The sequence below is a fragment of the Faecalicoccus sp. LCP19S3_E2 genome (assembly GCF_052121255.1).
In the GTDB taxonomy this organism is placed as follows: Bacteria; Bacillota_I; Bacilli_A; order Erysipelotrichales; family Erysipelotrichaceae; genus Faecalicoccus.
Map to the genome: position 1 here is coordinate 92,891 of NZ_JBQKEP010000001.1, position 13,675 is coordinate 106,565.

Here is a 13,675-nt window from a genome sequence, read left to right on the forward strand (position 1 = left end):
CTATCCTCTCATCCTTCTTTTTATCCATTTAAAACAACAAATATAAAGTGGCATGGCCTTTTTCACCATAAACAACTGTACTTTTCGTTTTCCCTTTAATCCCGGATATCGATATGTTGTCTGTAAATAGGGTTTGATTTTCTTATATACTGCATCGATTGATTTACGGTCGATGGAAGATTGTTCAATATAATTGTCTATGACTCCGATTCCCGCAAAAACGTATGCGAATTGTGCTTCCCGCACATATCGTGGTTGTTGCGTCCGCACAAAGTTTAAAACTTCAAGGCTTGCCGCTAAAGACATCGTATTTACCTTTTTACCATGTGTGATGCTGCCGGTTCGCTGACGATAATTGTATAGAGGTATCGAATCATATACGATGCGATGGGCATTAAAGAAAAGCTTATACATCACAAACCAGTCTTCACAAAGTTTTCCTTCGGGAAATTCAATCCCTTTAAAACAACTTCGTTTATAAATCTTGTCCCATGCCGCGACATCAAAATACCCCAGGACATTGGTGTTCATCAATGCCAAGGCCTGCGCACTATCCATAACCTTGTAAACATTGGATTTTTGCTCCTGTATTTTCTTATCGCCCCATACTTTATAACGGCCACAAACGGAGATATCGGCCTTTTCTCTTTCCAGGTTGTCTAACAGTTTCTCATACATAGATGCCTCGATGAAATCATCACTATCGACAAATCCGATATAGTCCCCCCTGGCTGCTTGTAAGCCTGTGTTTCGTGCTGCAGACAACCCTTGATTTTTTTGATGGATCACGCGAATTCGAGAATCTTTTTGAGCATAGACATCGCAAATGGCAGGGCATCGATCCAAAGAGCCATCATCAACAAGAATCAACTCAAAATCACGAAATGTCTGATCTAAAATGGATGTGATGCATTCATCGATATGGGCTTCTACCTGATAAACGGGCACAATGATGCTCAATTTCATACTTTAACCTGCCTTTTTTTTCGAAGCTGCAAAGCCAGCCCTGCCATGAAAAAATAATTCATTAAGGTCGGTGTAGAACAAAAAGTTCGATCCACACAGAGTACAAAAAATACAGCTAAAAAGGAAAATCCCCAAAACGGATGTACTTGAAAACCAATTCGTATAGGACGAATCATCAAAATCAAAATGCTGAGTAATCCAAACAAGCCATAACAAGAAAATATATAAAGAAAGCCTTCTACGATCACTGCGTTTTTCCAGGAAAAGCCCAAAAGCATCGTTTTTAAAAACATCACGGGATCGGTTTCTGTCATCCGATTGACCAATGTCATCCATTGATCTATCCTGCCGGCTGTTCCGGAACTGCCGCCGGTAGAAAAAAAAGTCATTTCGATATAACGGTGGTAAAATCGTTCCCATAAACCCCACTGCAGTTTTTGATCCAGCACGATCAACAAGAAAAGAAAAGCCGGTATCAGAATTAAAAGATTGACAAGTTGTTTCTTACTAAAATTCCGCAATAAAGTAATCGTAAAGGGAATCACAAGTAAAAGAGAAGAAGCAATCACAGATCGAGATCCACTTAAAAAAATTCCGAAGCAGCCAAGTCCGACAATCAGAATTCGTAAAAATCGATACCGATCAAAACTCCTGTTTTTGTATAAATCCCAAACCAAGACAGGAACCATCTCTAAGAGAAATACACCCATGGAATTCCCTTCCTGATACGTTGAAGGCATCTTGATGGCTTCCACATCATTCATTCCAAAACCAATCATTTTACGAGCATAGGAATCATTAAGAGCAATTGTAAGCCCCGGAATTTTTGTGGCTTCAATACCGACAAAAAATTGAAGAATCGCAAAAACCGATACAATACATACCGCAATATACATCACTTTGAGCGCTTTTACAGGATGAGCCTTCATTCCTAATAATATGGCAAGCGGCGAAACCATATATAAAAAACCTTCGGCCATCCGGAAGGTAAAAGATTCGGCATTTAGATTGTTGAAAACGACCAAAACATAAAAAAATATCCAAATCAAGTAAGGCCAACCGAGTATAGATTTCGATTCAACAGTCCGTATGACTCCTCGAGCGTGTATAATCACATACAAAGCCAAAAGAATAAGAGCTGCCGATAAGGGAATTCCGCCTAATAAAATGCCGGCTTTCGGAAAGGTAAAGGTAAAAAATTCAAATAGTAATTCTTGCATAGATATCACTCCAGAATCATCAAAAAGCGGTCATAATAGCTTTTCGTCGTCCAATCTTTAGAGATTTCAAGAGCCGATTTTGACATGGACTTCTGTAATTGAGGATCTTTACAGACTCTCTGAATGGATCGTGCCAATTGTTCTACCAAATGGGAATCTCTTTTTAAAAGAATGGCGCAGTCCGGATGGGCATATTCTGTAATTCCTCCGGAATACGTAGTAATTAACGGCCTGCCGCAGGTAATGGCTTCAATAACGCTCAAGGGAGCAGCATCTTCACATAAAGAAGGAACCACGACAACATCCGCCATCGCATAGAACACCGGAAGTTGATCATGATCGATATAGCCGGTTAAGATCACTCTCTTTTTATCTTGTTGGATTTTCTTTTGAAGCAGTGCTTCGTACGCATTTTTTACTTTGGTATTCCCATTTAAATAACTCCCTGCTATCACCAGTTTGATGGAAGTATCTTCAAGGGATAAAAAAGCCTCTATCAATTCCTTGATCCCTTTTTCCGGTGAAAGTCTGCCTGTAAATAAAACAACATGTTCATTCTCTTGAATCTGAAGCTCTCTTCGCTTCTGGTTCACCAAATTTTGATCGATATCCGCACAAAACGTTGAAGTATCCACACAGTTTTTCCAAACCATCCATTTTTCATCACAAAGCGTAGGACAAGCTGTCTTTAATGATTGAAGGATATAGTCACTTACTGTGGCAATTTTTCGAAATTTTGGTAAAAGTGTTTCACATCCATATAAGTTATTTTGTTCATTATGGACGTGCCAGATGACTTTTTGATCATAAGTTTTATCATTGTGATATTTTTTAAGCACTCTTAGTAAACTGGCATGGTTTTCAATAATGACACGATCATAAGAATGATCATGTATTTCTTTGGCTGCTTTTGATATAAAATGAAGTCTTTTCAAGATATAACGATACGAGATGGTCTTCGCATGCGGTCTTAGAATTCGCACACTTTGATACAACAGCCAATCCACAATACGAATCCAGAGTGGCGTATAAATCCATTTTACTTTTGTATGTTGATATCTGTCGGCCAGGAGTTTTGCCTTTGCATCATAAGCCGATATAATTGTTAAGGCTAACATTCCCTGTTTTTCATTTTCCCGGATCAGATAGGTATCTAATGCTTCTACCGCTCCACCCAGGGAGGCTGGTACCGGCATATATCCGGAAGTAATCAGAGCTACCTGCATAATGTCACCTTCCCTGATTCTGTATCATTTCAAACAACACTTCATGCGCTTTTGAAACGCGTTGTATATCATATTGTTCATACACTTTTTTCAAACCGTTTTGTTTAAATTTCGTTTGAAGTTCTTTGTCATCCAATAGATCCAGAACACGATCACAGGCTGTTTTCGCATCTTCTTTAGGAACTAAAAATCCATTCTGTCCATTCTGTATCAACTCCGGAATCGCATCACAAAATGTGGCAACGATTGGTTTTTGACAAAGCATATACTCGGGAATGACCAAACCAAAGCCCTCCCAGCGGCTCAGCAAAACCGCAATATCGAAAAGTTCTATATAGTCATATGGATCTTGTACCCAGTCCGTGATATGTACATTCTCCAGAAAACCATGTGTCCCGGCAAAGTTTAAAAGATCTTGTTTCTGAGCGCCACTGCCAACCAATAGAAAATGAATATCCGTTCGTTTTTGCAGAAGAAGCTCTGCCATTTTCAAAAAGATATCGGCTCCTTTTTGAGGCTCCAATCTGCCAACCATTCCTACAACAATGGAAGTTTCGGGAATGTGCAAATCTTTTTTTTGAACATTTGACGGTTTTCTTTTCTGGTACGTTTGAATATCCACGCCGCTTTTGATAACATGCAGCTTTGATGCTTTACAGATATGGTGTTGTAACGCAGCTTTTTTTTCGGCTTCGGAAATGCAGACTATTTGATCGGTAAAAAATGCCATTCCTCTTTCTAACAAGACATAGACCTTTCGTTTTCGGTTTGGCACCTGCATCATAAAAGACCAGCCATGAGGGTTATACACACATAGAGATGATAAGCCAAGATTGGCCAATCGGCATAAAGCGCCTGCTTTGCTGGAATGCGCATAGATGCTGTCCGGCTGATAATACCGGATTCGTTTTCGTAACGAAACAGCGGCCTTTAGATCACGATAACCGATTGAGCGTTCCATATCCAAATATTCAAAGTGATCGGCCAGGTCTCGATATTCTTCCTGCTTATAGTCATGGGATGCGATAACAATATTTTCAAAACGATTTTTATCCAAATATTTCAGCAACATCTTAAGATATCGATCGACTCCACCGGCCGCCTGCGCCACATGCAGGATACGTATCTTCTTGACATAGGCCATGCTTATTCTCCCCGGGCAAAAACCATTACTTTGATCGTTTTTAAGATCAGCATCCAGTCCAGCAGTAAACCTCTCTGTTCTATATATTCCAGATCCATGGCCACCCATTCATCAAAGGACAAAGCGTTCTGATCAGGATATACCTGCCAAAAACAGGTCAATCCGGGCGTTACCAAAAGCCGATTTCTTTGATAGGCTGTGTACTGTTCCACCTCGGCCGGTAAAGCCGGTCTGGGCCCTACAAGGCTCATATCTCCCAACAACACATTCCAAAGTTGTGGCAACTCATCCAAATATGTACTTCGCAGAAAATATCCTACCCTAATAATACGTGGATCTCTTTTCATCTTAAAAACCGGTCCATGGCGTTCATTCTGATCGGATATCTGGTCTTTCATCTGCTCCGCACCCTTGATCATCGTCCGAAATTTATACATCACAAACGGTTTGCCGCCCTGACCGATACGCACCTGTTTATATAAAGGGCTTGCTGATGGATCATTCAAAACGATCGTAAGGCTAATCAGGACAAACAAGGGTAAAAGAAGAAGCAAAGCTGTCAAACTAAAGACAATATCCTGCACACGCTTTAAAAATAAATAGCTGGTTTTATTCTGTTTTTCGATCATAAAAATGGATGAAGACATCGGATTATCTTCTTTCAAAATCGTTCTCCTTTTGACTCTTTTATAAAATGAGTCATTTAACCTTCAAAAAATCACTTCCATGTTTTTCCTTCAAAAATCATATTTCCTTGTATACGCAACTTTTCTTTACTCACAGAATCCAGCTTTTGATAGGCCTTTTGTAAATTGGGCATACGATACCGGATATCATGCGCATCACTGGATATAGAATCTATCCAACCATTTTCCATATACTTTTTAAATATCTTTTTGTTGTGCCGACTTTTTAAAAACCAGCCGGCATTGCTTTGTATATAAGCTCCGGAGTGTATCCATTCTTTTAAAATTTCCGGATTCTCTTTGATATAGCGATATCGTTCTACATGTGCTATTAAGGGAATCCATCCTTTGGATACGGCCTCCCGAATCCATTCATTCAATCCCACCGGTTCATTCAATACAGATAATTCCACTAAAAAATACGGTGTGTTTTCAAAACAAAGCTGCTGCACTTCTTCCCATGCCATATGAGAACGAAAATATATCTCAGCACCCAGCTGTGCTTTGATTCCCAAACGATCGATACACGCCTGTATGCTTTCGAAGGATCGTTGTCGAGCCTTTAAAAATTCATGCAGATTCTGCCGGTCCACATCAAAGTGAGGTGTAAAGACAATCTGTTTCACGCCCTGTAAAGCCGACATTTCTAACATCTCATAAGCCATCTCTATCGAAGAAGCTCCATCGTCTATGCATGGAAGCATATGGCAATGCAGATCACTCAACCATTCCATCTTTTGACTTTTCTTTGCCGTAACCATATTCCTGATAGGCATAATACGATCTTCCATACGCACTTTTTTGCGAATCATAGTCATTTAAAACGGCACCCACTAAATTCGCCTGCACATCCTCCAATGCCTGTCTTGCGCGGACAAAGTTTTGTTTTGTGGAAACATTTGAGCGTGCTACTAAAACACACCCATCGACATATCGGCTTAAAATAGCTGCATCGGTCACAACACAAACCGGTGGAGTATCAATAATCACATAATCATACGATACTGAAACATTTTGTAAGAGTTGTACCATTTCTGCTGAACCCATCAATTCTGCCGGATTATCGGGAATCGTTCCACACAACAAGACATCACTTCGTATGACATCACTGAAAAAAATGGCATCATCTAAAGTACATTTCCCGGCTAAAACATCGGTCACGCCAAAATTCCGACGATTCTTTTTTAGATAAGCAGCTACACTGCTTTTTCGTAAATCACAATCCATCAAAAGTACCTTTTTTCCACTTTCAGTCAGTGAACAAACCAGGTTTAGACAAAGAGTTGTCTTTCCTTCATTGGGAGATCCGCTCGTAACCAAAATTGAATGATATCCATTTTTGGCCGCCAGGAAATCTAAGTTGGTCCGTAACGACTTATAAGCCTCCACATAGGCAAAAGGAGCTTGTTCCTGATTGACAAGTTTGATGGGGGATTTCTTCGTTTTTCTGTTTTTCAAATTCAACATTTCAATCACCTCTGTATGCTGGAATAATTCCCAGTAAAATCAGGCCATCCTGTTGAAGATCCTTTCCCTCTTTGATGCGGCTGTTCAACAAACTGTATATCAAAATAACCACAGAAGATAAAAGGAAACCTCCCAAAAACGAAAAGAAAGCATTTTTCAATCGATTGGGGGATACGGCATGCTCATTTAACGTAGCCGCCGAAACCAACTCCATGGAACCGGCTTTAACGGCTTGTACGATGACACCCGGTGCAACCTGAGTAATTTGTGTGCAAACTTTTTGTGCCACCTGCGGATCCGTTGCCAATACACTAATTTCCATGACCTGTGTGCCGTTGACCGGCTCTACACCTACAAATTTCACATCTTCCTTATAATTGTGCTCCATGCTTAAATTGGAAATCACCTGATCCATCACTGTATCACTGGTAATGATCACACTATAGGTATCGACCAGCTTTTCGGCTGAATTGATCTGATCGGATGTCACAATATCTCTTTGACCCGGATTAACGATCATCATCGCTTTGGATTCATATAGAGGTGTTATAAAAACAACAGAATATAGAAACCCCAATACAGCACAGAGTATACCGCACAGTAAGATCATGCCTGCGTGATGCCACAGAGTCATAAACAAACGACCCAGATCAATATACTCGTCTTGCTCCTGATACGTATCTTTTCTCATATTTCGATACCCTGCTTTCTAGTTTTATTTTATGACTTATATTATACTATAGTCATTAACTGTTTCATTATAGCTATTACTAATATGGCTTGACAAGTCTAATGTTCAATAGAAACGGAAAGGAATGCCCTCTATGACAAAAAAAGACAGAACACTATTTACGATCATTTCCATCTTGCTTGTACTTTGCACAGGATATCTGATGATGACGCTGATTCAACTAAAGATTTTGCCACCTCGCTTTTTGTTTTTGTTGACAGCCTTTCTCTGTACATTAGATACCTTATTGATTTTGCTTCAGCATAAAGTTCTTCAAAAAACATGGAAAAGATGGGTTTGTGCCGTATCGGCAATACTGGTTGCCATCAGCAGCGGATTTATCGGCTTTTCTATACAAAGCACGCAGGTAATGTTAGAACAAATTTCCGGTATTTCTCACAGTGCTTCTATGGTCTCTGTGATTGTCAAAGAAAGCAGCAGCTATCAGAAGATTCAAGACCTGCAGGGGCGATCGATCGGAGTATTGCGAACAATATCCCGCAACAAGACCGACCGATGTCTAGAGGCCATACGCGAATTAAAGGTCGATTTTGACGAACAAAACTATGACTCTCTGGTCAATCTTCTCCAGGCTTTTTATGCAGGGCAGGTGGAGTCTGTGATTTTGCCGGAATCCAGCCGGTCAAATGTTACAGATATGGAAGCATATGCGAATTTCAATCAAAACACACGCGTTATTTTTCAAAAAGAAGTTGACTTAAAAGATACGATGCAGTCCGATGCCGTAGATGATGTCACAAAAAATCCCTTTAATGTACTGATTACAGGAAGTGATTCCAGAACCGGTATTCAAGATACCGGAAGATCCGATGTCAATATGATTGTGACTATCAATCCAACTACACACAAAATTTTATTGACAAGTATCCCCAGAGATTATTATGTAAAAACTGTTTGTGATGCGGATGACGGCTGTCAAAATGGCGCCATGGATAAATTGACACATACCGGATTAAATGGAACCAATACAACAAAAATGACTCTTGAGAACTTATTTGGTATCAAAATCAACTATTCTTTTAAAGTCGGATTTGAAAGCGTTCAGGAAGTCGTAGATGCATTGGGTGGTATTGATGTAGATATTCCGCAGGAAGCAGCGGTTGGCAAGAATGTTCAAAATGATGGTTTTCATATCGAGGCCGGTCTGCAGCATCTCGACGGAAAAACGGCTTTACGCTTTTCCAGAGAGCGGTATGCCTATGCCAGCGGGGACAGACAGCGCACTCGTAACCAACAAATTGTGCTGATGGGCATCATCAATCAAATCAAATCACCGTCGATTCTGGTCAATTATGCTTCTTTATTAAATGCACTGGGCGATTCTTTCCAAACCAACTTATCAAAAGATGAAATCGCTGCACTGGTGCAGTTTCAACTAGATCAAAATCCCAGCTGGACTATCGAACAATTCATGGTCGATGGAACCGGAGAGCAGTTAATGTGCGCCGAATTGGGAAACACAGCTTATGTCATGGTTCCCAATCAAGAAACAGTAAAGACTGCCATTCAAAAAATAAACACAGTTCTGGATGGAAATTAAGACCATGCAAAATAAAATCCCACCTCAACAACTGAGGTGGGATTCATTCTATTTAAATGAATTTTTAAAACGTTCAAACGGGCTTTCCTTTTGCCCTTTACGTAGCTGTTCATATAAGTCACGTTCTTTACGTGTCAGCTTCCTTGGAATTTCAATCATCACTTCAACAAATTCATCACCTGTTTGACGAGAAGTTTTGACACCTTTCCCTTTCAAACGAAATTTTGTATTAGGCTGTGTTCCTTCCGGAATTTTCAACTCGACATCACCATATACGGTCGGTACCTGTACACTGGTTCCGATTGTCGCATCCAAAGCACTGATTGGTACTTTGATGTAAATATCATTTCCTTCTCGTTTAAAAGTAGAATGTGGCTGTACGATGATTTCAATATAAAGATCACCATTTGGTCCACCGTTAGATCCACGTTCTCCTTTGCCTGCGATACGAATCTGTTGACCGGTAGAAATGCCAGCCGGAATCTTTATATCCAGCTTTACACGTTTATGCTCATAGCCCTTGCCATGACATTTGTGACAAACATGCGTAACTTTTTTACCCGTTCCATGACAATCCGGACAAACAGACTGCTGCTGAATCACACCAAACATACTTCTTTGTTGTGTCATAACATAACCGCTACCATGACATGTCGGACATGTCTGTACATCTTCAGGATGTTCGGCTCCACTGCCATGACAATGCGAACATTGTTCATCCACTTCTAAAGTAATGGTTTCGGTCTTGCCAAAGATCGCATCCATAAAATCGATACGCATCTGCATATAGCGATCCTGCCCCTGACGAGGCTGATTAGCACTTCTTCGGGAGGAACCTCCAAAGCCAAATCCGGAGCCTCCAAAGAAAGAACCGAAAATATCATTCAAGTCCCCGAAGTCACTGAATCCACCCTGGAATCCGCCCTGACCAAAGGCACCGTCCATACCGGCATGTCCAAACTGATCATAACGGGCACGTTTATCTTTATCGCTAAGGACCTCGTAGGCTTCATTGATCTCTTTAAATTTATCTTCAGCCCCTGGATCCTTATTTACATCCGGGTGATACTTCATGGCCAACTTTCGGTAGGCTTTCTTGATCTGATCCTCTGTGGCATCTTTGGCAACGCCCAGTACTTCATAATAGTCTCTTTTTTCAGCCATGATTTCCCTCCTTATCTCATGATAAAGTTCTAGCAACAGCTAGAACTTTAAAAATTAGTGTTTTTCGGTAAATTCACCATCGACAACATCATCATTAGTATGCGTTGTGTTGTCTTGTCCGCCCTGGTTAGCCTGCTGCTGATACATCTGCTGACCAGCCATCTGTGCGGCCTTTTCCAAAGCTTCTAATTTATTGCGGACATCTTCCATATTATTCTCATCCAGAGATTTCTGCAAGTCATCACGCAATTTTTTCGTTTCTTCTGCCTGTTTGGCATCAATTTTGTCTTTGCCATCCTCTAACATCGCATCGATCTGTGCAATGAATCCTTCGGCACGGTTACGTAAATCGATTTCATCTTTACGTTTTTCATCTTCGGCCTTATGTTCTTCGGCTTCACGAACCATACGATCGATTTCATCATCACTTAATCCGCTGGAGTTCTGGATCGTGATAGACTGTTCTTTTCCGGTTCCCTTATCTTTAGCGCTGACATGAACGATACCGTTGGCATCGATATCAAAGGTAACTTCAATTTGAGGGACACCACGACGAGCCGGTGCGATACCTGTCAACTGGAAGTTTCCTAATTCTTTGTTATCGGCAGCCATTGGACGTTCACCCTGCAATACCTTGATATCTACAGCCGGCTGGTTATCTGCAGCTGTTGAGAAGATCTGCGATTTACTTGTTGGGATCGTTGTATTACGTGGAATCAATACAGTCATAACACCACCCATAGTTTCGATACCTAATGACAATGGTGTAACATCCAGCAACAATACGTCTTTTACATCACCAGAGATAACACCACCCTGAATGGCAGCACCCATGGCAACGGCTTCATCCGGGTTAACAGAATGGTTAGGATCTTTACCTAATGCCTTGCGTACAGCTTCCTGTACAGCCGGGATACGAGTGGATCCACCAACCAACAATACCTGGTCGATATCACTCTTAGACAATTTGGCATCACGCAATGCGTTTTCAATCGGAATCATTGTACGATCTACCAAAGATTTTGTCATTTCATCAAATTTAGCACGTGTTAATGTAGCTTCAAAGTGCAATGGACCACTGGCTCCGGCAGAGATAAATGGCAAGCTGATCTGTGTCTGCATAACACCACTTAAATCTTTCTTTGCCTTTTCAGCAGCTTCTTTTAAACGCTGTAAAGCCATTGTATCTTGTTTCAAATCAATTCCGTTTTCTTTCTTGAAAGTATCAGCCATCCAATCAACCAATACGTTATCGAAGTCATCTCCACCTAAGTGGGTATCACCGTTTGTTGATAATACTTCAAAAGTACCGTCAGCCAAATCCAGGATACTAACATCGAATGTTCCTCCACCTAAGTCGTAGATCAAAACTTTCTGTTCTTTATCTGTCTTATCAATCCCATAAGCCAAAGCAGCCGCTGTTGGTTCGTTGATAATACGTTCTACTTCCAATCCGGCGATCTTTCCGGCATCTTTAGTAGCCTGACGCTGAGCATCGTTGAAGTAAGCCGGTACAGTGATAACTGCTTTTGTGACAGGTTCTCCTAAATAATCTTCTGCATAAGATTTCAAATACTGCAGGATCATCGCACTGATTTCCTGTGGTGTGTATTGTTTTCCTTCGGCCTCTACTTTCTGGTTTGTACCCATCAAACGTTTAATGGATGAAATCGTATTTTTGTTGGTAACTGCCTGACGTTTAGCGGCATCACCGATAATACGTTCTCCGTTTTTAAATGCTACAACACTTGGTGTTGTACGATTTCCTTCCGGGTTAGGGATTACTTTTGAATCCTTACCTTCCATGACAGCCACACAGCTGTTTGTTGTACCTAAGTCAATACCAATAATTTTTGCCATAGTCGATTCCTCCTTTACTCACTTACCTTCACTAAGGCAGGTCTTAATATACGATCCTTTAACATATAACCTTTCTGCATCACTTCGATGACCATTCCCGGCTCTACACCTTCCTTGGCTTCCTGCATCAAAGCCTGCATCGTATTGTGATCAAAAGGTTGTCCCATTGCTTCAATTTCTTTGATTCCCTCATTTGTCAGCACATTGACTAACTGCTGATGAATCATTTCGAATCCTTTGACATAATTTAAAACTTCTTCATTTTCACTTTGAACCATCAAAGCTCTTTCCATACCATCCAAGATCGGAAGAAGTTCCAGTCCGGCCTGCTGGAAACGATATTTCTTTGTCATATCCGCTTCATTCTGCAGACGCTTTTTCATATTTTCTGTATCGGCATAGGCACGAGCTACATCGTTTTTAGCCTTTGCCAATTCTTCTTTCAAATTTTCGATCTCTGCTTCTAAAGGATTGACTTCTTCGACATTCGCTTCCTTGTCCGCATCATTCTGTTCTTTGATTTCCGGCTGTTCTTCCATCTTTTTTTCTTCTTTTTTCTCATTCTTTTTGCTCATCGTCATTTCCGCCTCCTTTTTGTGCAAAGACATCTTCAATCACGCTGGACATGTAATCCATCAGGGCAACCACTTTGGAATACTGCATTCGATTTGGCCCTACGACCATCAACTGCCCTTCCTCATCGTTGTTGTAATGAAATTTTGTCGTAACGACCGAACAATCTCCAATCTGCAGCAACTCATTTCGCTGATCAATCTGAATCGCCACATTATCTTCTTGATCGGTCCACTGATGAAATAAGCTGGAGCTTTCCAATACAGCCATCAGCTCTTTCAGCTTATTTAAATCGCTGAATTCCGGTTGATACAACATATTGCTTCTTCCGGAAACCTTGACCTTTTCTGTGGCAAAACGCATAAATGCTGTCACAAAGGCTTCAAACAGCACTTCGTGACGAACAACCTTGGCTGCCATCAAAGGCTCGATTTCTTTCATCTTGTCAACGACTTCACTGATAGGTGTTCCTACCAGCTGATCATTCAACAAATCCGTACATGTCTTAATATCCTGTACCGATACTTCCGTACCAAAATCAAAGACTTTATTCTCTGTATGGCCCTGATCGGTCACGATAATGCCTACTGCACTTTTTTCACTGATCGGAATCAGTTGTACATGCTGAAGCTTTTGTGAACGACTGTCCGGCCCTAAGACAATGCTCGTTAGATTGGTCATGTGACTTAAGATATCACAACTTTTTTCTACGACTTCATCCAATGAATAATGTCTTTCGGAAAATACCTGCTGCAAAGAATGTTTCACATTGGCATCCAGGTTGGTTTCCATCAGATTTTCTACATAGTACCGATATCCTTTTTGACTGGGAACACGACCGCTGGATGTATGTGTTTTTTCCAACAGGCCCACTTTTTCAAGGGCTGCCATCTCGTTACGAATCGTAGCTGATGATACCGGAAAATCCAACAGCTGCATCAAAGTCTTTGAGCCGACCGGTTCTGCACATCGTGTAAATTCATCGACGATCGTTTTAAAGATGATTTTTTGACGTTGTGTCAGTCCCATATCCAAGCCCCTTTCTAGCACTCTTGTTCTCTGTCTGCTAACAGTATAT

The 13,675-nt window shown here is 40.9% G+C and carries 13 protein-coding genes; 1 reads left to right on the plus strand and 12 read right to left on the minus strand.

The genetic code is table 11. The annotated features are described in order from the left end of the window. Genes ACTQX6_RS00535 through ACTQX6_RS00570 form a run of 8 tightly spaced genes read right to left on the minus strand, consistent with a single transcriptional unit; the run spans position 1 to position 7,400 of the window. Positions 1–966: a glycosyltransferase family 2 protein gene (locus tag ACTQX6_RS00535; protein WP_117445503.1), complete on the minus strand. Its 966-nt coding sequence runs from the start codon at positions 964–966 to the stop codon at positions 1–3. Next, positions 963–2,186, minus strand: a complete 1,224-nt coding sequence (locus tag ACTQX6_RS00540; protein WP_272006388.1) for an O-antigen ligase family protein — start codon at positions 2,184–2,186, stop codon at positions 963–965. Before ACTQX6_RS00540 ends, ACTQX6_RS00535 begins: the two co-directional genes overlap by 4 nt. Before the next feature lie 5 nt (positions 2,187–2,191). After that, on the minus strand, positions 2,192–3,412 hold the full coding sequence (locus ACTQX6_RS00545; RefSeq protein ID WP_294687526.1) for a glycosyltransferase family 4 protein: 1,221 nt from the start codon (positions 3,410–3,412) through the stop codon (positions 2,192–2,194). A 4-nt stretch (positions 3,413–3,416) separates the two neighbouring features. Further along, positions 3,417–4,556, minus strand: a complete 1,140-nt coding sequence (locus tag ACTQX6_RS00550; protein ID WP_294687528.1) for a glycosyltransferase family 4 protein — start codon at positions 4,554–4,556, stop codon at positions 3,417–3,419. 2 nt (positions 4,557–4,558) lie between these two features. Continuing rightward, the gene (locus ACTQX6_RS00555; protein WP_294687531.1) at positions 4,559–5,221 is read right to left on the minus strand and encodes a sugar transferase; all 663 of its coding nucleotides are present in this window, start codon (positions 5,219–5,221) and stop codon (positions 4,559–4,561) included. Positions 5,222–5,274: 53 nt separating this feature from the next. Next, complete coding sequence (locus ACTQX6_RS00560) at positions 5,275–6,054, minus strand: tyrosine-protein phosphatase (protein WP_441657695.1); 780 nt, start codon at positions 6,052–6,054, stop codon at positions 5,275–5,277. Continuing rightward, positions 5,960–6,709, minus strand: coding sequence for a CpsD/CapB family tyrosine-protein kinase (locus ACTQX6_RS00565; RefSeq protein WP_441657696.1), 750 nt, complete (start codon positions 6,707–6,709; stop codon positions 5,960–5,962). The genes ACTQX6_RS00560 and ACTQX6_RS00565 overlap by 95 nt, the downstream gene beginning before the upstream one ends. A gap of 1 nt (position 6,710) precedes the next feature. Beyond that, the gene (locus ACTQX6_RS00570) at positions 6,711–7,400 is read right to left on the minus strand and encodes a YveK family protein (RefSeq protein ID WP_117445497.1); all 690 of its coding nucleotides are present in this window, start codon (positions 7,398–7,400) and stop codon (positions 6,711–6,713) included. A 133-nt stretch (positions 7,401–7,533) separates the two neighbouring features. Here ACTQX6_RS00570 and ACTQX6_RS00575 point away from each other — a divergent pair, with 133 nt between their 5' ends. Next, on the plus strand, positions 7,534–9,000 hold the full coding sequence (locus ACTQX6_RS00575) for an LCP family protein (RefSeq protein WP_294687540.1): 1,467 nt from the start codon (positions 7,534–7,536) through the stop codon (positions 8,998–9,000). A gap of 48 nt (positions 9,001–9,048) precedes the next feature. Here the strand turns inward: ACTQX6_RS00575 and dnaJ are convergent, their stop codons facing one another. The 4 genes from dnaJ to hrcA are packed head-to-tail and all read right to left on the minus strand — an operon-like array spanning position 9,049 to position 13,626. Beyond that, positions 9,049–10,164 (minus strand): molecular chaperone DnaJ, encoded by a 1,116-nt coding sequence (gene dnaJ, locus ACTQX6_RS00580; protein ID WP_168964624.1) that lies wholly within the window; start codon positions 10,162–10,164, stop codon positions 9,049–9,051. A 54-nt stretch (positions 10,165–10,218) separates the two neighbouring features. Then, the gene (gene dnaK, locus ACTQX6_RS00585; RefSeq protein ID WP_022789459.1) at positions 10,219–12,024 is read right to left on the minus strand and encodes a molecular chaperone DnaK; all 1,806 of its coding nucleotides are present in this window, start codon (positions 12,022–12,024) and stop codon (positions 10,219–10,221) included. 14 nt (positions 12,025–12,038) lie between these two features. Further along, positions 12,039–12,605 carry a nucleotide exchange factor GrpE gene (gene grpE / locus ACTQX6_RS00590; RefSeq protein ID WP_022789460.1) on the minus strand — a complete coding sequence of 189 codons (567 nt, stop codon included), beginning with the start codon at positions 12,603–12,605 and terminating at the stop codon, positions 12,039–12,041. After that, complete coding sequence (gene hrcA, locus ACTQX6_RS00595; protein WP_294687544.1) at positions 12,583–13,626, minus strand: heat-inducible transcriptional repressor HrcA; 1,044 nt, start codon at positions 13,624–13,626, stop codon at positions 12,583–12,585. The genes grpE and hrcA overlap by 23 nt, the downstream gene beginning before the upstream one ends. Positions 13,627–13,675 lie beyond the last annotated feature (49 nt).

Bases quoted from the DNA above. Each gene is read 5' to 3' on its own strand.
- ACTQX6_RS00535 (WP_117445503.1), bottom strand. From the start codon at position 966: ATGAAATTGAGCATCATTGTGCCCGTTTATCAGGTAGAAGCCCATATC.
- ACTQX6_RS00540 (WP_272006388.1), bottom strand. From the start codon at position 2,186: ATGCAAGAATTACTATTTGAATTTTTTACCTTTACCTTTCCGAAAGCC.
- ACTQX6_RS00545 (WP_294687526.1), bottom strand. From the start codon at position 3,412: ATGCAGGTAGCTCTGATTACTTCCGGATATATGCCGGTACCAGCCTCC.
- ACTQX6_RS00550 (WP_294687528.1), bottom strand. From the start codon at position 4,556: ATGGCCTATGTCAAGAAGATACGTATCCTGCATGTGGCGCAGGCGGCC.
- ACTQX6_RS00560 (WP_441657695.1), bottom strand. From the start codon at position 6,054: ATGATTCGCAAAAAAGTGCGTATGGAAGATCGTATTATGCCTATCAGG.
- ACTQX6_RS00565 (WP_441657696.1), bottom strand. From the start codon at position 6,709: ATGTTGAATTTGAAAAACAGAAAAACGAAGAAATCCCCCATCAAACTT.
- ACTQX6_RS00570 (WP_117445497.1), bottom strand. From the start codon at position 7,400: ATGAGAAAAGATACGTATCAGGAGCAAGACGAGTATATTGATCTGGGT.
- ACTQX6_RS00575 (WP_294687540.1), top strand. From the start codon at position 7,534: ATGACAAAAAAAGACAGAACACTATTTACGATCATTTCCATCTTGCTT.
- dnaJ (WP_168964624.1), bottom strand. From the start codon at position 10,164: ATGGCTGAAAAAAGAGACTATTATGAAGTACTGGGCGTTGCCAAAGAT.
- dnaK (WP_022789459.1), bottom strand. From the start codon at position 12,024: ATGGCAAAAATTATTGGTATTGACTTAGGTACAACAAACAGCTGTGTG.
- grpE (WP_022789460.1), bottom strand. From the start codon at position 12,605: ATGACGATGAGCAAAAAGAATGAGAAAAAAGAAGAAAAAAAGATGGAA.
- hrcA (WP_294687544.1), bottom strand. From the start codon at position 13,626: ATGGGACTGACACAACGTCAAAAAATCATCTTTAAAACGATCGTCGAT.